The sequence below is a fragment of the Leifsonia sp. C5G2 genome (assembly GCF_013359685.1).
Classification (GTDB): Bacteria; Actinomycetota; Actinomycetes; order Actinomycetales; family Microbacteriaceae; genus Leifsonia.
The window spans coordinates 204,202-224,547 of record NZ_JABFMV010000004.1 but is presented as its reverse complement, the minus strand read 5'-3'; the positions used below and the strand labels follow the sequence as shown (position 1 = coordinate 224,547).

The 20,346-nt window shown below is 71.8% G+C and carries 26 protein-coding genes; 17 read left to right on the top strand and 9 right to left on the bottom strand.

What is annotated here, in order from left to right:
- Positions 1 to 88: 88 nt before the first annotated feature.
- Positions 89 to 643, top strand: a complete 555-nt coding sequence (locus HNO83_RS07640; RefSeq protein ID WP_175336925.1) for a flavodoxin family protein — start codon at positions 89 to 91, stop codon at positions 641 to 643.
- Positions 644 to 659: 16 nt separating this feature from the next.
- On the opposite strand, the gene HNO83_RS07635 is transcribed toward HNO83_RS07640, so the two are convergent.
- The 3 genes from HNO83_RS07635 to HNO83_RS07625 are packed head-to-tail and all read right to left on the bottom strand — an operon-like array spanning position 660 to position 2,499.
- The gene (locus tag HNO83_RS07635) at positions 660 to 1,148 is read right to left on the bottom strand and encodes a universal stress protein (RefSeq protein WP_175336924.1); all 489 of its coding nucleotides are present in this window, start codon (positions 1,146 to 1,148) and stop codon (positions 660 to 662) included.
- An 18-nt stretch (positions 1,149 to 1,166) separates the two neighbouring features.
- Complete coding sequence (locus tag HNO83_RS07630; RefSeq protein ID WP_175336923.1) at positions 1,167 to 1,586, bottom strand: pyridoxamine 5'-phosphate oxidase family protein; 420 nt, start codon at positions 1,584 to 1,586, stop codon at positions 1,167 to 1,169.
- On the bottom strand, positions 1,573 to 2,499 hold the full coding sequence (locus HNO83_RS07625) for a universal stress protein (protein ID WP_175336922.1): 927 nt from the start codon (positions 2,497 to 2,499) through the stop codon (positions 1,573 to 1,575). The genes HNO83_RS07630 and HNO83_RS07625 overlap by 14 nt, the downstream gene beginning before the upstream one ends.
- 122 nt (positions 2,500 to 2,621) lie before the next feature.
- On the opposite strand from HNO83_RS07625, the gene HNO83_RS07620 reads away from it, so the two are divergent.
- The 5 genes from HNO83_RS07620 to HNO83_RS07600 all read left to right on the top strand — a co-directional run bounded on the left by HNO83_RS07620 (position 2,622) and on the right by HNO83_RS07600 (position 7,737).
- The gene (locus HNO83_RS07620; protein ID WP_249776564.1) at positions 2,622 to 3,623 is read left to right on the top strand and encodes a zinc-dependent alcohol dehydrogenase family protein; all 1,002 of its coding nucleotides are present in this window, start codon (positions 2,622 to 2,624) and stop codon (positions 3,621 to 3,623) included.
- A 12-nt stretch (positions 3,624 to 3,635) separates the two neighbouring features.
- Positions 3,636 to 4,499, top strand: a complete 864-nt coding sequence (locus HNO83_RS07615) for a universal stress protein (protein ID WP_175336921.1) — start codon at positions 3,636 to 3,638, stop codon at positions 4,497 to 4,499.
- Positions 4,500 to 4,603: 104 nt separating this feature from the next.
- Positions 4,604 to 6,295, top strand: coding sequence for a GAF domain-containing sensor histidine kinase (locus HNO83_RS07610; RefSeq protein ID WP_175336920.1), 1,692 nt, complete (start codon positions 4,604 to 4,606; stop codon positions 6,293 to 6,295).
- Positions 6,292 to 6,936, top strand: coding sequence for a response regulator (locus HNO83_RS07605; protein ID WP_175336919.1), 645 nt, complete (start codon positions 6,292 to 6,294; stop codon positions 6,934 to 6,936). The genes HNO83_RS07610 and HNO83_RS07605 overlap by 4 nt, the downstream gene beginning before the upstream one ends.
- A 51-nt stretch (positions 6,937 to 6,987) precedes the next feature.
- Positions 6,988 to 7,737, top strand: a complete 750-nt coding sequence (locus HNO83_RS07600) for a BON domain-containing protein (RefSeq protein WP_175336918.1) — start codon at positions 6,988 to 6,990, stop codon at positions 7,735 to 7,737.
- On the opposite strand, the gene HNO83_RS07595 is transcribed toward HNO83_RS07600, so the two are convergent.
- The gene (locus tag HNO83_RS07595) at positions 7,703 to 7,903 is read right to left on the bottom strand and encodes a hypothetical protein (RefSeq protein WP_175336917.1); all 201 of its coding nucleotides are present in this window, start codon (positions 7,901 to 7,903) and stop codon (positions 7,703 to 7,705) included. The two genes, HNO83_RS07600 and HNO83_RS07595, sit on opposite strands and share 35 nt — an antisense overlap.
- 145 nt (positions 7,904 to 8,048) lie before the next feature.
- On the opposite strand from HNO83_RS07595, the gene HNO83_RS07590 reads away from it, so the two are divergent.
- Positions 8,049 to 8,333 carry a hypothetical protein gene (locus tag HNO83_RS07590; RefSeq protein WP_175336916.1) on the top strand — a complete coding sequence of 95 codons (285 nt, stop codon included), beginning with the start codon at positions 8,049 to 8,051 and terminating at the stop codon, positions 8,331 to 8,333.
- 14 nt (positions 8,334 to 8,347) lie between these two features.
- Here the strand turns inward: HNO83_RS07590 and HNO83_RS07585 are convergent, their stop codons facing one another.
- Genes HNO83_RS07585 through HNO83_RS07570 form a run of 4 tightly spaced genes read right to left on the bottom strand, consistent with a single transcriptional unit; the run spans position 8,348 to position 11,041 of the window.
- On the bottom strand, positions 8,348 to 9,205 hold the full coding sequence (locus tag HNO83_RS07585) for a universal stress protein (protein WP_175336915.1): 858 nt from the start codon (positions 9,203 to 9,205) through the stop codon (positions 8,348 to 8,350).
- Complete coding sequence (locus tag HNO83_RS07580) at positions 9,202 to 9,651, bottom strand: universal stress protein (protein ID WP_175336914.1); 450 nt, start codon at positions 9,649 to 9,651, stop codon at positions 9,202 to 9,204. Before HNO83_RS07580 ends, HNO83_RS07585 begins: the two co-directional genes overlap by 4 nt.
- 17 nt (positions 9,652 to 9,668) lie before the next feature.
- Positions 9,669 to 10,553 carry a universal stress protein gene (locus tag HNO83_RS07575; protein ID WP_175336913.1) on the bottom strand — a complete coding sequence of 295 codons (885 nt, stop codon included), beginning with the start codon at positions 10,551 to 10,553 and terminating at the stop codon, positions 9,669 to 9,671.
- Positions 10,550 to 11,041 (bottom strand): pyridoxamine 5'-phosphate oxidase family protein, encoded by a 492-nt coding sequence (locus tag HNO83_RS07570; protein ID WP_175336912.1) that lies wholly within the window; start codon positions 11,039 to 11,041, stop codon positions 10,550 to 10,552. Before HNO83_RS07570 ends, HNO83_RS07575 begins: the two co-directional genes overlap by 4 nt.
- Before the next feature lie 107 nt (positions 11,042 to 11,148).
- On the opposite strand from HNO83_RS07570, the gene HNO83_RS07565 reads away from it, so the two are divergent.
- Positions 11,149 to 11,454, top strand: coding sequence for a DUF5652 family protein (locus HNO83_RS07565; RefSeq protein WP_249776563.1), 306 nt, complete (start codon positions 11,149 to 11,151; stop codon positions 11,452 to 11,454).
- A 15-nt stretch (positions 11,455 to 11,469) separates the two neighbouring features.
- A complete protein-coding gene (locus HNO83_RS07560; protein ID WP_175336911.1) occupies positions 11,470 to 11,874 on the top strand; it encodes a DUF805 domain-containing protein in 405 nt (134 codons plus the stop codon).
- Positions 11,875 to 11,877: 3 nt separating this feature from the next.
- On the opposite strand, the gene HNO83_RS07555 is transcribed toward HNO83_RS07560, so the two are convergent.
- Complete coding sequence (locus HNO83_RS07555; RefSeq protein WP_175336910.1) at positions 11,878 to 12,636, bottom strand: SDR family oxidoreductase; 759 nt, start codon at positions 12,634 to 12,636, stop codon at positions 11,878 to 11,880.
- A 147-nt stretch (positions 12,637 to 12,783) separates the two neighbouring features.
- Here HNO83_RS07555 and HNO83_RS07550 point away from each other — a divergent pair, with 147 nt between their 5' ends.
- The 8 genes from HNO83_RS07550 to HNO83_RS07515 all read left to right on the top strand — a co-directional run bounded on the left by HNO83_RS07550 (position 12,784) and on the right by HNO83_RS07515 (position 20,335).
- Positions 12,784 to 13,623, top strand: a complete 840-nt coding sequence (locus HNO83_RS07550) for a helix-turn-helix transcriptional regulator (RefSeq protein ID WP_175336909.1) — start codon at positions 12,784 to 12,786, stop codon at positions 13,621 to 13,623.
- A gap of 117 nt (positions 13,624 to 13,740) precedes the next feature.
- Complete coding sequence (locus tag HNO83_RS07545) at positions 13,741 to 14,166, top strand: hypothetical protein (RefSeq protein WP_175336908.1); 426 nt, start codon at positions 13,741 to 13,743, stop codon at positions 14,164 to 14,166.
- A gap of 154 nt (positions 14,167 to 14,320) precedes the next feature.
- The gene (locus HNO83_RS07540) at positions 14,321 to 15,151 is read left to right on the top strand and encodes an ABC transporter ATP-binding protein (RefSeq protein WP_175336907.1); all 831 of its coding nucleotides are present in this window, start codon (positions 14,321 to 14,323) and stop codon (positions 15,149 to 15,151) included.
- A 10-nt stretch (positions 15,152 to 15,161) separates the two neighbouring features.
- Positions 15,162 to 16,022: an ABC transporter permease gene (locus HNO83_RS07535; protein ID WP_175336906.1), complete on the top strand. Its 861-nt coding sequence runs from the start codon at positions 15,162 to 15,164 to the stop codon at positions 16,020 to 16,022.
- A 116-nt stretch (positions 16,023 to 16,138) separates the two neighbouring features.
- A complete protein-coding gene (locus HNO83_RS07530; RefSeq protein WP_175336905.1) occupies positions 16,139 to 17,251 on the top strand; it encodes an ABC transporter substrate-binding protein in 1,113 nt (370 codons plus the stop codon).
- Positions 17,252 to 17,283: 32 nt separating this feature from the next.
- A complete protein-coding gene (locus HNO83_RS07525) occupies positions 17,284 to 18,348 on the top strand; it encodes an LLM class flavin-dependent oxidoreductase (RefSeq protein WP_175336904.1) in 1,065 nt (354 codons plus the stop codon).
- Complete coding sequence (locus tag HNO83_RS07520; RefSeq protein WP_175336903.1) at positions 18,345 to 19,004, top strand: cysteine hydrolase family protein; 660 nt, start codon at positions 18,345 to 18,347, stop codon at positions 19,002 to 19,004. The genes HNO83_RS07525 and HNO83_RS07520 overlap by 4 nt, the downstream gene beginning before the upstream one ends.
- Positions 19,005 to 19,009: 5 nt before the next feature.
- Positions 19,010 to 20,335 (top strand): NtaA/DmoA family FMN-dependent monooxygenase, encoded by a 1,326-nt coding sequence (locus HNO83_RS07515; RefSeq protein WP_249776589.1) that lies wholly within the window; start codon positions 19,010 to 19,012, stop codon positions 20,333 to 20,335.
- Positions 20,336 to 20,346: the final 11 nt, after the last annotated feature.

The window sequence follows — 20,346 nt, the reverse complement described above, 5'->3', positions numbered from 1 at the left end:
AGCCGAAAGTCCCGCAGGGCCCGAGTTGCTTCGACCCAGTGACTTTCGGCCCTGTGGAGGCCGCGGAGGCTCGACGAGAGTCGTTCGCATGAATGAGACAGCTCCGGTCGCCAGAGTGACCATCATCTACGAGTCCATGTTCGGCAACACGCGCAGGATCGCCGAGGCGATCGCGGAGGGGCTGCGGCCGACCGCGACCGTCACCGTGCTCCCGGTGAAGGACGCGCCGGAGTCGATCGGCCAGTCCGACATCCTGATCGCGGGAGCGCCGACGCATGCCCACAGCCTGAGCCGGCCGTCCACGAGGACCGAGGCGGGTCGATGGGCGGACGACACCGCGCGTCACCTCACGCTCGAGCCGGACGCCGAAGGGATCGGTATGCGGGAGTGGCTGGAGACCTGCGGCCAGCTTCCCCCGGTCTTCGCCGCGTTCGACACGCGCGCCGACACGGCCGAACTGTTCACGGGTTCCGCCGCCTCGCACATCGAGAAGCGGCTGCGGAAGCTCGGGACTCGGCGCTTCCTGCCGAAGGCGAGTTTTGTGGTCGACAAGCGGAGCGTGCTCGTCGACGGCGAACTCGAGCGGGCGCGGTCCTGGGGCCGGACCATCGGCGCAGAGCTCCGGATGCCGGTGCTGCGCTGAAGCACGGCCGACCGGATCAACTCCGGTCGGCCGCCTCCGACCCGTGGATGACGAGCACCGGGCAGTCCGCGTGCTCGACGCACGACCGGGACACCGACCCCAGCAGCAGCCCGGTGAACCCGCCGAGCCCGCGGCTTCCGACGATCAGCATCTCGGCATCCTCGGACTCCGCGATCAGCTGCCGTGCCGCCGACCCGTTGCGGATCACGGTCGAGTACCACGTGGGCGCCTCCGGCCCGAACACCTCGCGCGACGCCTGCTCGGCGATCGCGTGCGCGTCCGCCTCCGGCGACCATCCGTCCATGACGTAGCCGGGCCACGACTGCGGGAACTCCCACACCGTCACCCCGACCAGGGAGCAGCCGAGGCGTTCGGCGATGCGCATGCCGCGCCGCAGCGCCGACAGCGACGAGGCCGAGCCGTCGACCCCGACGACGATCCGGCCGCCCGGGTGGATGCGGTCCTCCGAGCCGGTCTTTGCTTCGGCGGGTGCGTTGCCGGTCATGCGTCTGCCTTTCCGTGCTCACCAGCGCTCAGGCTCGGGACGGCGCAGGAAGCGCCGGCCGCTGAGGGCGTCGATGTCGATGTGGACGTAGCGGTACTTCAGCGTGGGGATCCACGGCTGCAACGGCGCCTGGTCGGCCTCGTCGATCTCGGACTGCCGGTCCAGCTGGCGGGCGCGGCCGTGCGCGACGACGCTCCACGCCGCGTCGTCGGTGTAGCCGTCGGTCTCGAAGGCGACGGCGCTGTGCACCGTCAGCTCCAGCAGCTTCGTCCCGGGGGCGGTGCGGATCAGGATGCTGTCACCGTCGGAGAAGTAGTTGACCGGGTAGATGTCCGGCTCCCCTCCGGCCGCCGTTGCCAGGCGCCCGAGCACTCCCCGCTTCAGCAGCTCGCGGCACTCGTCGCGGCTCAGCTCCCTCACCGGTTCATCCGACGGCATGGGCCTCTCCTTCCGGCTGGCGCGCCGCGACGGGCTCCGCCCGAAGCGGAGCAGGCACCGGCGCGTGGACGACGATGGTGGGCGACGACACGTTCAGCAGCACGTCGTAGGCGACGGAGCCGAGGCCGCCCTGCTGGGGCACGTCGCGCCGCGAGTCCCCGATGACGAGGAGTTCGGCGGCGCGGGCCACCTCGTTGAGGGCGGTGCCCGGCGTCCGCCGCACGACCCGGCTGCGGATGGTGATGCCCGGCTGGCGGGTGCGAGCCCGGGCCACCGCGGTGGCGAGCAGCTGCCGGGCCTCGTCGTCGCGGCGCAGCTGCCAGTCGCGCAGCTCGTCGTCGCGGTCGGTCTCGAAGCGGTGGTGGACGCTGGAGGAGCGCACGGCGACGAGCTCACAGTGGTGGTCGCACGCCAGGTCGGCGGCGAGGTCGATCGCGGCCATGCCGGCGGGGGTGTCGTCGACGCCGACTACCACGCCGCGACGCAGCCGCGACTCGGTTGCCGGGATGATCGCCACGGGACCCGTCGCCAGGTTCGCGAGCTGCAGACTGCGGGAGCCGAACGCGCGCCCGTAGTGGAAGCCGGTCTTGTGAGTGCCGACGACGAGCATGCAGTCGGGTCGGCTGTAGGAGGCGAGGGTGACCATCGGGCTCCCGGAGCGCAGCTCGCCGGTGATGGCGACGTCTCCGGGCGCGAGGGCGCGCGCCTCGGCGAGCTCGTCGTCCAGCAGCGCGCCGGCTCCCGAATCGACCTCGTCGATGAGCTGCGTGCCGACCGCGCCCCACTCGTCGTCGGCGACGTGCACCAGCGACACGGCCGCCGAGTGCTCGCGCGCGTGGGCGATGGCCCAGCGGACAGCGGCCCGGGCGGGCACCGATCCATCGACTCCGACGACGAACTCACGGATGTTCATGAAGACCTCCGCTCGCAGTCTCCCCAGGGGTCGCTGCGGTGCGAAGGGTCCTAGGTCCCGCGGGACCTTCGGCCCGGCGGCCTTGCCGCCCCGTGGCTTGACTGCAGGGGAGGGAGGTCTCCATGGCTTCGATGCGCGCGTGGCGCACCACGGGTGAGGCGCGGGGGGTGGAGCTGGTCGACCTCCCTCTGCCGGATCCGGGCGACGACGAGGTGCTGGTGCGTGTCGAGGTCTGCGGCATCTGCCGGACCGACCTGCACGTGATCGACCACGAGATCCCGGTCCATCGTGCGCGGGTGGTGCCCGGCCACCAGGTCGTCGGCCGGGTCGCTGGGGCCGGTGCCCGTGTGAGCGGCGTCACGCCGGGCGAACGGGTCGGGGTGGCGTGGCTGCGGCGCACCTGCGGCGAGTGCGCCTTCTGCCGGCGCGGCGCCGAGAACCTCTGCCCGTCGTCGCAGTACACCGGGTGGGATGTCGACGGGGGTTTCGCCGAGTACCTGACCGCTCCCGCCGCCTACGTCTACCCGCTCGGAGACGACGTGGATGCGACCGAGACCGCGCCGCTGCTCTGCGCCGGGATCATCGGGTTCCGGGCGCTGGAGCGGGCGCAGCTGCCGCCCGGCGGCACGCTCGGGATCTACGGCTTCGGGTCGAGCGCGCACGTCACCGCCCAGCTCGCCCTCGCCTCGGGCGCCCGCGTCTTCGCGATGACCAGGGGCGAGCAGAACCGGGCCCTGGCGCGCGAACTGGGCGCGGCCTTCGTCAGCGGCGAAGCGGATGCGCCGCCGGAACCGCTGGACGCCGCGATCGTCTTCGCGCCGGCCGGGACGCTGGTGCCCGTCGCGCTCCGGGCGACGGCCAGCGGCGGGACGGTCGTGCTGGCCGGGATCGAGATGTCCGACATCCCGTCGCTGAAGTACACCGACGCGCTGTTCCGGGAGCGTGACCTGCGCACGGTGACCGCCAACACCCGGGCCGACGGGATGCGCTTCCTCGCCCTCGCCGCGAACCTGCGGCTCCGCCCGAGCGTGCGCAGCATCCCGTTCGACGGTCTGGCCGACGCGATCTCCGACCTGCGCGACGGCCGTGCGAGCGGCTCCATGGTGCTCCAGGTAGCGGAATAGGAAGAGGAGAGCATGCTCGAACGGACCGTCGTCTGCTGGAACGGCACGCCCGCCGCCGAGGCCGCCCTGGAGTGGGCGCTGCGCCGGTCGCGCGACGCAGGGGAGAGCGTGGAGGTGTTCGACGTGATCGAGCGCGCGCTCTTCGAGGGCGACGCCGGGGCGCTCGAACGTGTCTCCACGCAGGAGGAGCAGCGCCTCGCCGAGCGGATGGACGAGCTCTCCACCACGCACCCCGGAGCGGTGGAGGCGAGCGCGCTGCTGGTGGGGGATCCGGTGGAGGTGCTCTCCGAGCAGACCCAGCCCGACACCCTGGTGGTCGCGGGCACCTCCCGCCGCGCCGGTCCTCGCGTGCGGTACGGCTGGTCGCTCGGCGCGCGGCTGGCGACGGTCGCGGCGGGGCCCGTCGCGGTCGTGCCCATCGAGACCTCCGACGCGGCGAAGACCCGGTCGGGCGTGGTGGTCGGCATCGACGGCTCGGAGATCGCCCGCCGCGCGCTCGACTTCGCCGCGGCCGAGGCGGCCATTCTGCAGCAGCCGCTCACCGTCGTCCACTGCTGGCGGGAGCCGCTCGCAGACGAGCCGCTCATCGTGCCGGACGAGCAGTTCGTCGACTCCCAGCAGCTGGTGCGTCAGGAGCTGCTCGACGAGCAGGTGCGGATCGTCCGGGATGCGCGGCCCGGCCTCGAGGTCCGCTCGGTGCTGCTGCGGCAGAACCCGATCGCCGGGCTGCGGGTGCAGTCGGAGCACGCCTTCATGCTCGTCGTCGGCAGCCGCCGGCTGACCGGCTGGAAGCGCACCTGGCTCGGCTCGGTCTCGCACGGACTCCTGCTCGACCTGGCGGCCCCGACGGTGGTGGTCGGCCCGGAGGCATCCTGAACGCTCTCGAAGAGTGCCGTCGAGGCCCGCTGGAGTTACACTCACCTCGACGACGCCCATTCCCTGCTGCCATCATGGCGGAACCTGGAAGGGGGTGGTTCCGAATGGCGGGCGACGAGCCGATCACGTTCCCGGACGCACCCCGGGCAGAGCTGGACAACGCTCTCTCGCAGCTCGTGGAGCAGGCGAACCGCGTCCTCCAGACCCAGGGAAGACTGCGCACGCTGATGCGTGCGAACCGGGCCGTGGTGTCGCACCTGGAGCTGCCGACGGTGCTGCAGACGATCGTGGAGGCGGCGGTCGACCTGGTCGGAGCGCACTACGGGGCGCTCGGCGTGATCGCCGAGGCGGGGGGACTGGAGCAGTTCATCCACGTCGGCATGCCCCAGGCCGACGTCGAGCGCATCGGCCACCTGCCGGAGGGACACGGCCTGCTCGGCGCGCTGATCGACGACCCGCGTCCCATCCGCATCCCGTCGATCGCGGACGACCCGCGGTCGGCCGGCTTCCCGGCCCACCACCCGCCCATGACCGCGTTCCTCGGTGTCCCGATCACGGTCCGGGACACCGTCTACGGCAACCTGTACCTGACCGACCCGGAGTCCGGCGGCTTCAGCGAGGACGACGAGCAGCTGGTGCGGTCGCTCGCCGCGACGGCCGGGTTCGCCATCGACAACGCCCGGCTCTATGCGGAGTCGTCCGCGCGCCAGGCCTGGACGGCGTCCGCCGCGGAGATGACGGCCTCCGTGCTCGGCGGCGAGGCCCCGGACGCGCTGGGCGAGCTGATCGCCCGCGTCTCCGCCCTGGTCGGGGCGCGAGCCGCCTTCGTCGTCCAGTTGGACCCCGACGACCCGGCGGCCCGGGTCGCCACCGCGGCCGAGGACGTCAGGGCGCTGGCCCAGGCGGCGGTCGAGGTGGATCTGGTGCGGAGCGCTCTGGAAGGCGCGCAGCCGCTACGGCTCGACGCGCTGCCCGTCCCTGTGGAGGCGGCCGGCTGGCAGCCGGGGCCTGCGCTGGTCGCACCGTTCGCCCTCGCCGACGACCGTCCCGTCGCGCTCGTCGTGGTACGCCCGGCGGGCGCGCCCGGCTTCAGCGCCTTCGAGCTGGAGCGGGCCACGGGTCTCGCCCGGCAGGCGTCGCTGGCGCTCGAACTCGCCGCGGCCCGTGCCGACCGGCAGCGCGCACTGCTCCTGGAGGAGCGGGCCCGCATCGCGCGCGACCTGCACGACCACGTCATCCAGCAGCTGTTCGGTGCCGGGCTCGAACTGCAGAGCGTCGAGTCCATGCTCGGTCCTGGTGCGCTCGCCGATCGGGTGGACGGCGCGGTCGCCTCCATCGACCAGGCGATCGGCGAGATCCGCACCGCGATCTTCGCGCTCTCCCACCAGCAGAACGGCGCCGACAGTCTGCGCCACCGCGTGCTCGACATCGTGCGGGAGGTGGGAGGCGGACTGCCGGCACCCGCGACGGTGTCGTTCTCCGGCCCGGTCGATGTCGTGTCGGAGCCCGGCCTCGCCGACGACATCGCCGCGTTCGTTCGCGAGGGGCTGACCAACGTGATCCGCCATGCCGGCGCGACGTCCGCCGCGGTCTCGGTGGCGGCATCCGGAGACGAGATCCTGGTCACCGTCGCCGACGACGGTCACGGTATCGGCGACACCACCCGCCGCAGCGGCCTGAGCAACCTGGATGAGAGGGCCAAGCGGAGGGGCGGCGCCCTGACCGTCGACTCCGGAGCCGACGGCACCCGGCTCGGGCTCAGCGTCCCCGTGCCGACGACGAGAGGAACCACATGACCGGGACGGCCATCCGCGTCTTCCTCGCAGACGACCACGAGATCGTCCGCCGCGGGCTGGTCGCCCTCATCGACGCGCAGGACGACCTGGAGGTCGTCGGCGAGGCGGCCACTGCGGCGCAGGCGCGGGCGCGCATCCTCGCGGTCCGGCCGGATGTCGCCGTGCTCGACGTGCGGCTCCCCGACGGGAGCGGCATCGACGTCTGCCGCCGGATCAAGCAGGACGAGCCCGGCATCCGCTGCCTGATGCTCACCGCGTACGACGACGAAGACGCGCTGCGGGCCGCCGTCATCGCCGGGGCCGATGGCTACGTCATCAAGGACATCCGCGGCAGCTCGCTGCTCGACGACATCCGCGCCGCGGCCCGCGGCAAGCGCTTGATCGACCCGCGCGTGGCCTCCCGGGTCTCGTCGCAGCTGCGGGAGCCGGCCGACGACCCGCGATTCGAGTCGCTCGGGCTGCGCGAGCGGCAGGTGCTCGCGCTCATCGCCGACGGGCTGACGAACCGCCAGATCGGCGAGCGCCTCGGCCTGGCGGAGAAGACGGTGAAGAACTACGTCAGCTCGCTGCTCGCCAAGCTCGGCCTCGAGCGGCGGACGCAGGCGGCCGTGCTGCAGCTCGACCACCGCAGCAAGGCTTGAGGGGACCTTCGGCCTTCCAGCCGGAGCCGCGGGAACGGCAGGCTCGTCGCCATGGACAGCATGAGCATGACGAAGCCGGAGCCGGCGCCGAGCGAGAAGGCCCGGGTGCACGAGGAGCTCCGGGTCCGGGAGGCCGTCGAGGCGGAGCTCGCCTGGACGCCCGAGGTGCAGAGCCCCACCATCGGGGTGGCCGTCGACGACGGCGTGGTGACCCTCACCGGCGACGTGTCGTCGCTGCACGAGCGCATCGCCGCGGTCGGCGCTGCGCAGCGTGTCGCCGGCGTGCGCACGGTCGCCGACGAGCTCCGGTTGAAGGGCGGGGCCGGGGAGCCGAGCGGGCACAAGCTCGCGTCGGCCGTCAACGCGATCCTGGCCTGGACGGCGAGCGTTCCGCAGGAGGGCGTCCGGGCCGAGGTGCAAGGGCACCGCGTCGTCCTCACAGGCACCGTGGAGTGGGACTTCCAGCGAGCCGCCGCGAAGTCGGCCGTGCAGCACATCTACGGCGTGCACGAGGTGGACAACCGGATCGAGCTGACCCGCCGGCCGCAGGCCGAGGACGTGCTGGAGCAGATCGGGAACGCCATCACGCGCAACGCCATCCTCGACGCCCGCCGCATCCGGGCCACCGTGGACGGCACGGAGGTCACCCTCAGCGGACACGTCGGCTCCTGGGCCGAGCGGGCTCAGGCCGTGCGCACCGCGTGGGCGTCGCCGCACGTCACCGCGGTCCACGACCTCCTGGTCGTCGACCCGGAGAGCTTCCCGGTCACGCCCCCAGCAGCACCAGAACGTGATAGGTGACGTACACCGGCCAGACGAACGCCTGCAGGAGACCGAGGACGACTCCCCAGAACGAGCCGTCCGAGACGGAGACGAAGTAGATCGCGGCGCCGATGTAGGCGAGCAGGAACACGAAGCCCCACGGGCCTGCGCTCTCGACCACCCGGGTGCTTCTGCTGTCTGCCATGAGAGAACCCTCCAGTTTCTCGATCGGCTAGGGATGCACAGCCTGTGCAGGTAAGCTCTGCCCGACGCCTACGCGGCAACGTGCGCGCCTTCCGACGTCGGCCGACCACAGCGGCGGCGCGGGCCCATCAGGCAGGAGATGCCGCGTGTCACGGCACATCATCACCATCGCGGGGCGGCGGTTCGTCGTGGGGGACGACGACATCGAAGAGGTCAGGGGCCGGCTCATCGAGGCGGTGCGCAGCGGCGGCGAGTTCGTCGTGATGCGCACGGGCGACGGTGCGATGGAGGCCCTGGTCAGCCCGGGGCTGCCGGTGTTCATCGAACGGCGCGACGAGCCGGGCACCGACCATGAGCCGGCCGCAGCCGGAGCGGCCATGGCGGAGGCCATCACGATGCCCGCCGACGAGTTCGACGACTGGGGCATCTGAGCCGGCGACACGGCTCACACCAGGCATCCCGGCGTCACGACCACGGTCGGCACCTCGATGTGCAGGATCATCGCGTGGCTCACCGAGCCGAGCAGGAAGCGGTCGACTCCGCGGTGCTGCTGCGTGCCGAGCACGAGCAGCGATGCGGAGTGGACCGGCCCGGCGAGCGCGTAGTAGACCTGGTCGCGCACCAGCCGTGACGTGATGGTCAGGTCGGGGTTGGCGCTGCGCAGGCTGCCGGTCACCGAGTCCAGCATCGCCCCGTGCTCGTCCTCCAGCTCGCCGAGCAACGGGCCCTCCGACACCGCGCCCGAGACGCTCACCAACGGGTCGAGCCAGGAGTGCACGACGACCAGCTCGTGCCCGAGCCTGCGTGCCTCCCGCGCGGCGAACCGCGCCGCCTTGAGGGACACCTCCGACCCATCGACACCGACCACGACGCTCGAGCGGCCCTCCTCCGGCAGCGCCGGGATCACCGCCACCGCCCCGCGTGCCGTCGCCGCGAGGCGCGCTCCGAGCGACCAGTGGTAGCGGGCGCGCGGCCCGCTGCGCTGACCGGTCCCGACCACGACCAGGTTGTCCGGCCGGGAGAACCGGCCAAGCTCCTCCAGGCGGTCGCCGGCCATGATGTGCGTGTTGACGCGGAGTCCCGGATGCTCCTCGGTCACCCGCCGGGCGCGCTCGTCCGCGGCCTCATGCCGCCGTGCCACCATCTCCGGTGTGACGACGCGGCCGGGGATCGGCTTGTCGTCGTCCTCCACATCCACCAGCAGGATGGCGTCGTCGTTCTGCTCGGCGCGGCGCACCGCCCACTCCAGGGCCTGCTCGGCCTCGAGCGAGCCGTCCCAGCCGACGACCGTCCGTTCGTTCATGGTCTTCCCTCCGGTCGGACCACCAGCACCGGGCACGGTGCCTGGGTCGCGCAGTACAGACTGACGGAGCCGAGGAACGGCGACGCCAGGCCGCTGAGCCCCCTGCTCCCGACGACGAGCATCGCCGCGTCCTTCGCCGCAGCGGCGAGCACCGTCCCCGGGTGCCCGAGCTCGGCGTGCAGGTGCACCCACTCGGGGCGCGCGTCGCCGAACTCCCCGCGGACGAGTTCTTCGAGCACGCCGTACGCGACGGCCTTCGGCCCGCGCCCCGGCTCCGGGTAGTACGCGTCGTACATCGACGTGGAGTGCTGCCAGGCCATGACGACCTCCAGCCGCGTGCCGAGCGCCTCGGCCAGCCGTGCCGCCTCGTGCAGCGCCCTCCGCGACTCCTCCGACCCGTCCACACCGCAGACGATGGGAGGCGAGACGGTCCTCGATGGCTGCATGGTCGTTCCCCCTCGGCTCACTGGTCCGCGACGGTCTCGGGGACGACGAACGCGTACTCCTTCGGCGTCACCAGCACGGGACACGGCAGATCGAGCAGCAGGTCGTGACTGACCGAGCCCAGCATCGTCGCCGCGAACCGTCCGCGGCCGCGGGTGCCGACGACGACCAGTGCCGCGCCCGTCCCGCGCTCGATCAGGGCCGTCGCGGGGTTCCTCCGGACGACGAGCGGGGTGATCGGCGCCTCCCGCGCGATCGGCACGTCGGCGATCGCGTCGGACACCACCGTCTGCTCCCGCGCCAGGAAGTCCTTGTCGAGCGTCTGCCCCTCGTCGAGGGCGCGCTGGAAGACCTGCGGGACGTCCCACGTGTGCACCGCCTCGATGTCGGCCCCGAGCCAGCTCGCCTCGGTGACCGCGAGCGCCAGCGCCGACCGGGCGAAGCTCGACCGGTCGATGCCGACCACGACGACGTTCCGCTTCGGCGCAGGGGTGTCCGGGATGATCGCCACCGTGCACTCCGCCTTCGCCGCGACCCGGAGGGGGAGGGAGCCGATGCGGGCGCCCGACCCGTCGATCCGGCGGTCCGTACCGACGGCGAGCAGGGATGCGCCCTCGGCCGCACGCAGCAGAGCGCCGGCCGGCGGCCCGTCCACCCAGCGGAACTCGGCGGAGACTCCCGGCACGAGCGACGCCACGTGGGCGCGCGCCTGCCGGAGCTCCGCCTCCACCGTCACCGAGAGGTCCGTATGCGGCCCGAACACGGCCGCGCCGAGCCGCGTGTCGAGAGCCATCACGACATCGAGCGTGCCGCCGCGGGTGCCGACCCGCAGGGCGGCCCAGTCCAGCGCCCGCCACGCGGACGCCGTGCCGTCGAACCCGACGACGGTCCTCCCGTCGCTCATCGCGGGCGCTCCGCCCGCCCGGTCACCGTCTCCAGCCGGATGCGGTAGACCGCCGCGGACGAGCTCGGGCGGCCGAGGTCCGGCCCGGCGGAGGCGGAGCGCGGGATGTCGAGCGTGCGCATCATCCCGATCTCGGCCCCCGGGTGCTCGGTCCCTGTCTCCGCGAACACCGGGCGGAAGCGGTCGAGCAGGATGTCGAGCCCCTCGCGCGCGTCGGCGCCGACCAGCTGCTCGAAGTAGCCCCAGGCGATCACGCTGCGCCAGTCGTCGACGCTGGACACGTCGTCCACCTCGAAGCACACCTCCGGGTGCGACCGCAGCGCGTCCAGCTTGCGGCCCTGCGCGCTGTGCGCGTAGATGTCGCCGTCGCGGTACGCGTACGAGATGGGGACGACGTAGGGGGTGGAGCCGTCGACCAGCCCCAGCCGGCCGACGATCTGGCCTGCCAGCACGTCGTCGATCTCGTCGCGGGTCAGCTCCATCACCATGCGTGCTCCTCACCTCGGCTCGTGTGTCGAGCCTCCCGCGGAAAACCGCACGTCCGTTAGGACTTTCGGCCCTTCGCACCGCCCGCCGGAGAGGCTTGGCTGGACGCATGAAAGCGAAGACGCAGAGCATGGGCACGATGTCGTGGCGGGACATGCCACCCGGCGGCAAGGTCGTGATCGGGGCCGTGGTCGTCTGGAGCCTCGCCTGGAAGGGCGCGTCGCTCTGGCGCGCTGCACGCAACGGGAGCAAGCCGTGGTTCGTGACCCTGCTGCTCTCCAACACCCTCGGCGCGCTGGATGCGATCTACCTCTTCGCGGTCGACCGGCCCCACCGCAGCGAGCACCGCGTGGAGGAGGCCATCCTCGCCGCCACCGGCGAACCGGAGCAGCTCGCGCACTCCGACGAGACGTAAGGGGAAGTGGACGCCATGACGTTCTTCGAGGCGATCCGGACCGACCTCCGCAAGTACGCGGAGTTCACCGGCACGGCCAGACGGCCGGAGTTCTGGTGGTTCGCCCTGTTCGTGTACCTGGCGGCCGCGGCGCTCGCCGCCCTCAACATCGCCACCCCGGACGGCGTTGTGTTCATCGGCAGCAGCCTGGCGGCGGCGTTCGGCGCCGCGACCGCGCTGCCGCTGCTCGCGGTGACCGTCCGGCGGCTGCGCGACGCCGGCTACGGCTGGGGTCACGTCTTCTGGCTGCTGCTCCCGATCGCAGGGCTCATCGTCCTCATCGTGCTGCTCGCCCAGCCCACCCGGCCCGCCGAGGCGCCGGTCGGCGCGCCCCTCGGCGGGGCGCCGGTCGGGTCCGTTCCGACGGCGCCCGCCCGCTGAGGCTCAGCCGTTCGCCTGCTGGTCGAAGACGAACTGCGCCCGCTGGGCGACGAGCTCGTCGTACGTGCCGTTCTTCTCCGCCCAGCGGTGCATGTGCACGCCCTGGACCAGGATCTGCGGCGGCGTCGGCTCCTGGCCCAGCAGGTCCATCACCTCGGTGGCGAAGTCGCCGAGGTCGAGCGCGTGCGGGTTGACCCGCTCCTGGCCGCTCGACGCGACCGCCGGCGGCACCAGCTCGACCACGTCGATCCCGCTCGACGCCAGCTGCACACGCAGCGCCTCGGAGTACGCGTGGACGCCGGCCTTCGACGCCGCGTACGTCGCCATCGGCGGGAACGGCAGGTACGCGATCCCGGAGGTGACGGTCACGATCGTCCCGCCGCCGCGGGCGATCAGGTGCGGAGTGAACGCGTCGATCACCCGGATCGTGCCGAGCAGGTTGGTCTGGACGGTGGTCTCGGCCGCGGCGTAGTGCTCCGGGTCCCGGAGGTCCTCCATGAGCATGACGCCGGACATGACGATGACCGTGTCCACTCCGGGATGCTCGGCGAGCACCGCGTCCCGCGCCTCGGCGACCGACGCGGCGTCGGTCACGTCGATGCGGACCGCGCCGAACCCGTCCTCCGCGGCAGCGGCGAGGGCGTCGCTGTCGCGCCCGCCGACCACGACCGTGCTGCCCGCCGCGGCGAACCGGTGCGCCAACTCGCGGCCGATGCCGGAGGTTCCGCCCGCGATGAAGACGGTGCGAGTGCTGATGTCCATGCGAATGCGCCTTTCTCTCTGCGCCCGAACGGTCGCCGGGCGCGGGATCGAGCATCCTTCCGGCCGCGCGACCGCGGCAGAGCCCCGGCCATCCGGGGTCCTGGCAGGGCACCCCCATCCCGTGCCGTCGCGCGTTAGCGTGAGTCCATGACCGACGACGACCGCACGAACAGGCTCGGCGCGTACCTGCGCGCCCGCCGCGACCTCGTCACCCCGGCGCAGGTCGGCCTCCCGGTGGGCGACAACCGGCGCGTCCCCGGCCTCCGCCGTGAGGAGGTCGCGATGCTCGCCGGCATCAGCGCCGACTACTACCTGCGGCTCGAACGAGGCCGCGACGCCCACCCGTCGGTGCAGGTGCTCGAGTCGCTCGCCCGCGTGCTGCAGCTCGACGACGTCGAGAGCGCCTACCTCGTCGGACTCGGCGCCGACCGCCCGCGCACCGCGCGCCGCCGCCGCGTGGAGGAGCGGGTGCCCGAGCGTCTGCACCACCTGCTGGCGAGCATCGGCGTCCCGGCGTTCGTGGAGGGCCGGTCGTTCGACGTGCTGGCCTCCAACGACCTGGCCGTCGCCCTCTCCCCGCGGCTCCGCCCCGGCCACAACCGCCTGCGCTCGCTGCTGCTCGATCCCGAGGAGCAGGCCTTTCAGCGCGACTGGTCCGCCGCCACCGCGGGCATGGTCGCCGCCCTCCGCGCCAACATCGCGGACGATGTCGACGACGCCCGCTTCGTCGAGCTGGTCGGCGAGCTCGCCATCTCCAGCGAGCGCTTCCGAGCCCTCTGGGCCCGCCACGACGTGCACAACCTGGAGGGCGGAACCGCCCTGATCGACCACCCCGTCGTCGGCGAGCTGCGCCTCCACCGCGACAAGCTCCCCGTCGGCGGCGTCATCCTCGTCGTCTACTACCCCGACGCCGGCAGCGAGAGCGACGAGAAGCTCCGGATGCTGGCGGGGCTGGCCCAGCCGGCGGCTCGACATCCTGCGCCGTGATTCGTCACGAATGAGCGCCGCTTCTCACGAATCGGCGCGATTCGTGAGGAGTGGGGCACCCCTGTCCGACCGCTGGCCGGAAACCTGACCGAAACCGGCCGCGCCTATCCTGGCGGCATGGCAGGGACGGACGGGTCCGGCGCAGGGGAGTGGAACCGCTTCGCCGAGGGGTCGGTGGAGCGGTTGATGCTGTCCGCGCTGAGCGAGCGGCTCGGCACTCCGCTGCGCCCCCGCCAGCTGCTCCTCGCCGAGGGCGTGCGGGTCGAGGTCGAGGGCATGGATGCGGCCGGCACGATCGTCGTGCAGCTGGTCGCGAACCAGGGCTCCTACAAGCCGTCGTACCGCAACAAGGTGATGGCGGACATGTTCAAGCTCCTGTGGCTGCGCGCAGCGGCACCGGCGGTGGAGCGCGCCGCCGTCGTGGTGAGCACGGTCACCGCTCGCGCGCTCAACGGCTGGGTGGCCGTCGCGGCCGCCGACCTCGGCGTCGAGGTGTACTTGTTCGACGGCGCGGGCGTCGTCCCCTTCGGCGAGCAGAGTTAACACGCAGGCAATATTCGGGCGCGGTCGCCGAAACATTGCCTGGATAGCGTCGTCCTATCAAGCGGACTCCGCGTGGCAGACATCGAACTCGCTACGCACGCTCTCCGCCATCTGGGAACGGGCCTGTGGTCCGTGCACGGCATGGAGGGTGTGGATGGTGACGCCAGCGGTTCGGCTGACCTCGGTCGGCAAGGTCTACGGGTACGGCCCATCGGCGATGATCGCGTTGAACGACGTCGACCTGGTCGTCGAGCCCGGCCGGTTCGTCAGTCTGATCGGTCCGAGCGGATGCGGCAAGTCGACGCTGCTGCGCATCGTCGCCGGTCTCGAGACGGCCGGTCGCGGCGAGGTCCGCGTCCACGACGTGACGCCCGGTGAGGCGGGCGCGGCGAAGCTGATCGGGCTCGTGCCGCAGACCCCGGCGCTGCTGCCGTGGCTGACGGTGCTGCAGAACGTGACCCTGCCGCAGAAGATCAACCCGGGGGCGGCCAAGCGGCGCCAGCGCATCGGCGACCTCGCCGAGCGCGGCGGCGGCGCCCAGGCCCCGGACATGCTCGAGCTGCTCGACCGCGCCGGGCTGGCGGACGCCGCCCACAAGCTCCCCGCCCAGCTCTCCGGCGGCATGCAGCAGCGTGCGGCGATCGTGCGGGCCTTCGGCCTCCAGCCGGATGTCCTCCTCATGGACGAGCCGTTCTCCGCCCTCGACGAGTTCACCCGCGAGAGCCTCCAGGACCAGCTGCTCGACCTGTGGGACGAGCTGAAGACCACGGTCCTGTTCGTCACGCACTCGGTCTCCGAGGCCGTCCGGATGTCCGACACCGTCGTCGTGATGGCGCCGCGTCCTGGACGGATCGTCGACGTGATCGACATCGACCTGCCGCGGCCGCGCAACCAGAAGCTGTTCGAGGAGCGCCGCTTCCACGAATACGAAGACCTGATCAGGGATCGCCTGCACTCCGCATGGCGATCGACGGACGCGGCGTAGGGGGCACGAGATGAGCGTCGCAACAGAACGGGCCGCCGTGTCCCCCTCGCTCCAGGACGGCGTCCCCGCCGAGCCCTCGCGGTTCAGCCTCAAGCACCCCAGGTCGCGGCTGGCGTGGATCCGCCCCGCGGTGTGGCTGCCGCTGGTCGTCATGCTCGCCCTCCTCGCGGGGCTGTGGCAGTGGGGCGCGGCATCCATGCCCTACCTCCTCCCGCCGCTGCAGGCGATCGGCGACTCGCTGGGCGGCAACCTCGGCTACTACCTCGGCAACGCGCTCATCACCCTGGGCGAGGCGACGGCGGGTCTGGCGATCGGCTTCGTCGCCGCGTTCGTGGTGGCCGTGCTGATCAGCGAGCTGCCGGTGGCGCGCCGGGCGATCATGCCGATCGCGGTGGTGCTCAACGTCACGCCGCTGGTGGCCATCGCGCCGGCCCTCGTCGTCGCGTTCGGCTTCGGACCGCTGCCCAAGCTCATCATCACCGCGCTGATCTGCTTCTTCCCCATCCTCATCAACACCGCGGTCGGCCTCCGGTCGGTCCCGCAGCAGGTGATGCAGGTGTACAAGACGATGGATGCCTCCCGGCTCGAGATGCTCGTCCACCTCCGCATCCCCAACGCTCTGCCGTACATCTTCGCGGCCCTGCGGATCGTCTTCCCTCTGTCGATCATCGGCGCCGTCGTCGCCGAGCTCTCCGCCTCCGGGTCGACGGGCGGTCTCGGCACGGCCATCAGCGTCGCGTCGTCGATGAACCAGCTCGCCGTGGTCTACGCGGCGATCTTCGTCCTGGCGGTGATGGGCGTCCTCCTGCTCGCCCTCATCACCCTGATCGAGCGCCGCGTCCTGCACTGGCACGAGAGCTCGACCGACTGAGCCGGGGCATCACGCCCCACCCCACCGCTCCCCACACCTGTCGCCGACCGGCGACAAGGCCCACCCCTGCCATCGCGCACCCCTGCACCACCCCATCCCCGAAGAAGGAGTGACCCATGCAGCACCGTCTCATCAAGGCCGGTCTCGCGTCCCTCACCGCCGTCGTCCTGACGCTCGGTGTCGCCGCGTGCAGTTCCGGCTCCCCCGCGGACTCCTCGTCGTCCGGCAAGGCCATCTCGGCCGAGCGCTGCGCCGAGAACAAGAAGGCCGGCACGATCACGTACCTCTCCGGCTACCAGTTCCAGTCGTCCGCCTCGATCCTCGAGTACGTCGCCGCCAGCAAGCTCGGCTACTTCGACGACCTGTGCCTGAACGTGCAGCTGAAGCCCGGGACCGGCGACACCGCCCAGAACACGAAGCTTCTGGCGAGCGGCCAGGCGTCGGTCTCCGCCATCTCCCAGCAGGACCTCATCCAGGCGCGCGCCAACGGCATCGACATCGAGGGGATCTCGTCGTACTCGAACGCGGGCCTCGACATCCTGATGACCAACCCCGACATCACCGACCTCACGCAGCTGGATGGCAAGGTCGTCGGCCACAAGGGCTACGTGCCCGCCGCGGTCGAGGCGATGATGGTCAAGGCCGGCGTCGACTGGAAGTCGCTCACCCTGGTCAAGGAGGGCTACGACCCCTCGGTGCTGCCGCGCAAGCAGGACGGCCTCGCCGCCCTCACCGGCTTCATCTCCAACGAGCCCAATCAGCTCAAGGCGGCCGGCGACAAGGTCACGGTCTGGCAGCCGGTCAAGTACGGCATCCCCAGCTCGCTCGGCGCGATGGCGGTCAACCCGGCCTTCGCCAAGGCCCACCCGACCGCGGTGCAGGACATCCTCCGCGCCGCTCTGCACGCCTACGACTACTGCAGCTCCAGCGACGCCAACACCGAGAAGTGCGTCGGTTTCGCGGCCGACCTCTCCGGCGGCGCCACGTACGACAAGAAGCTCAACGCGACCATCTGGAAGACCGAGACCAAGGTCGTCGCCGACAACCCCACCCCCGGCCAGCCGCTCGGCGGGATAGACGAGTCGAACGTGACGAAGCTCGTCGACATGCTGCACCAGTTCCAGATCGTCCCGGACAGCGTGACGGGTGACGAGGCGAAGAAGTGGTTCGACGACTCCTACATCAAGGCCATCTACAAGGGCGACACGCTCATCTGGCCCGCCCCGTAAGCCCCACCACCGAACGCAGCGAAAGGCCCTCAATGCCCGCGAAAGACTATGGGATCTTCCTCCCGATCGGAAACGGCGGCTGGATGCTCTCCACCACCGCACCGCATCCCGAAGCCACGTACGCCTGGAACAAGCGTGCGGCCCTCCACGCCGAGGAGATCGGCCTCGACTTCATCATGTCGATGGCGAAGTGGCGCGGCTTCGGCGGCACGACCGATCACTGGGGCCGGTCGCTGGAGTCGATGACCATGATGTCGGCGCTGGCCGAGGCCACGGAGCGGGTGAAGATCTGGGCCACCATGCACGCCAACGTGCACAACCCGGCGATCGCGGCGAAGATGTACGCCACGCTGCAGGACGTCTCCGGGGGCCGGGCGGGCATGAACATCGTCAACGGCGCCTACGCCGGGGAGTTCGAGCAGTTCGGCATCTGGGACCCCGCGCTCAGCCACGCCGACCGGTACACGATGACGGAGCTGTGGACGGAGGCGGTCACCCGGCTCTGGTCGGAGGACTCCGTCACCATGCACACCCCGTACTTCGACCTGGTCGACTGCGAGTCGCGGCCGCACCCGTCGGCCACGCCGACCATCATCAGCGCGGGCAAGTCGGAGGCCGCGCGCGCCTTCCAGGCACGGTTCGCCGACGGGGCCTTCCTCGCCGGCGACAGCCTGGAGGAGATGAAGGAGCTCTCCGCCGACGTCCACGCCAGGGCCGCGGCGAACGGCCGCACCTGCAAGACGTACTCCATGCTCACCGTCGTCCAGGACGAGACAGACGCGCTCGCCGAGGCGAAGGTGAAGGAGTGGGGCGCCGGTGTCGACCGGGAGGCGCTGGCGAACATGCGCGCATCGTGGGGCGTTCCGGAGGACCAGGCCCGCGCCTGGGCCTCCGGGGCGGTCGGCGAGGCGGCGTTCCAGACCGCGTACGTCGCCGGCTCCGCTCAGACCGTGACCGAGCACATCCAGTACATCGTCGGCGAGGCGGACCTCGACGGCCTCATGCTGATCTTCCCCGAGTACGACCAGGACATGGTCCTGTTCGGCGAGACCGTGCTCCCGGCCCTGCGCGCGCACGACGCGGGCGGTGACCGATGAGCGATCTCCGCGAGGCGCAGCTCGCGCAGCTGACCCGGCCCGGGAGCGCCCCGGCCCTGGTCGTGGTGGACGTGCAGCGCGACTTCGGCGACCCCGAAGCGCTCGGCGCCTACGGCCTGACCGACGAGGTCGTCGCCGAGCTCGACGCCACCGTGACCCGCATCGGCGCGCTGGTGGACTCCGCCCGCGAGCTGGGCGTGCCGGTCGTGTGGGTGGAGCTCGGCAGCGACCCGGCCCGCCCGTGGCGGTCGAGCAACTGGCTGCGTGAGGGCGACTACGACGCCCCCATGGGCGAGACCGAACCGTGCATCGTCGGCTCGCCCGGCGCCGAGTGGTACCGGATGCAGCCCGCCGAGGGCGAGCTGCGGGTCGTCAAGCGCGGCTACAGCGGCTTCCTCGGCACCGACCTCGACCAGCGGCTGCGCGCCGCCGGCTACGACTGGCTCACCATCGTGGGCCTCACCAGCGAGTGCTGCGTCGACGCCACAGCGCAGGACGCCATGCAGCTCGACTGGCCCGTGGTGGTGCCCACGGATGCGACGGCCGCGTACGACCTCGCCGTCAACGAGGCCGCGCTCGTGCAGCTGGAGCTGAACGTCGCCGTCCTCTCGGACACCGACGAGGTCGTCTCCCTCTGGAAGCAGGTGACCGTTTGAGCGGCATGCACATCGCCTACGACCTCTCCTTCACGCACACCGAGGGCCGCTGGGCCCAGCCCGGGTCGTGGGTCGGGCGGCAGTTCCCCGACGTGCGCATGTACCTGGAGGTCGCGAAGACCGCCGAGCGCGCCGGCGTCGACATGCTGTTCTTCGGCGACGGCTCCGGCATCCCGAGCACCTGGCGGGGGAGCATCGACCCGGCTGTCGAGTGGGGCATCCAGTGGCCGCGGCAGGACATGTCGCCGGTCATCGCCGCCATGTCGACGGTGACGGAGAGCATCGGGTTCGGGCTCACCTACTCGTCGACTTTCATGCACCCCTTCTACGTCGCCCGCCTGCTCAACTCGCTCGACCACGTGACCGGCGGCCGGATCGCCTTCAACGTCGTGGCCTCGAGCCGCGGCGCGGATGCGGCGAACTACGGCTACGCGCAGCTGATCGACCACGACCTGCGCTACGAGCGGATGGAGGAGTTCATCCACGTCTGCCGCGCGCTGTGGGACTCGGTGGCCCCGGACGCGATCGTGCGCGATCCGGCGACCGGCCGGTTCGCCGACCCGTCGAAGGTGCACCCGATCGACCACGACGGCCGGTTCTTCACCGTCAAGGGCCCGCTCGCCTCCGTGCCGAGCCCGCAGGTGCATCCCGTGATCGTGCAGGCCGGGAACTCGCCGCGCGGCATCGCCGGGTCGGCGGCGTTCGCCGACCTCGTCTTCGGGTTCGGCGGCAGCCTCCCCGGTCAGCAGCGGCACCGCCGCATGCTCGACGAGGCGCTCACCGCCGAAGGACGCGATCCCGAGCGCGTCGGCATCCTGTGGGCCACGCAGGCGATCGTCGGTCGCACCGCGGCGGAGGCGGCGGCGCGTCGGGATGCCGTGCTCGAGTTCTGGACGGAGGAGGCGATCGGCACGATGCTCTCGCACAACTCCGGGTACGACTTCTCAACGCTGCCCGAGTCGTTCCGGCTGGGCGAGCTTCGGGATGAGATCGTCGCGTCCCAGGCGAGCCCCGGCGGTTTCGTCGGCGCGCTCGTCGCGGAGTTCGGCGAGGACTACACGATCGGCCGGACAGAGTTCTTCGAGCACGGCTTCGAGGCCGCCAGCGGTCTCGACCACACCGTCGTCGGCGACGCCGCCGCCGTGGCCGACGCCCTGGAGGAGAACTTCGCCCAGACCGGTTCGCGCGGCGGCTACATGCTGTCGAGCCCTCTCTCGATGCCGTCCGGGCTGGCCGACCTGAGCGAGCTCCTCGTCCCGGAGCTGCGCCGCCGCGGTGCCCTCGCGCCGCGATACCCCGGCTCGACGCTCCGCGAGAACCTGGCGGTCTGAGATGGGTGGCG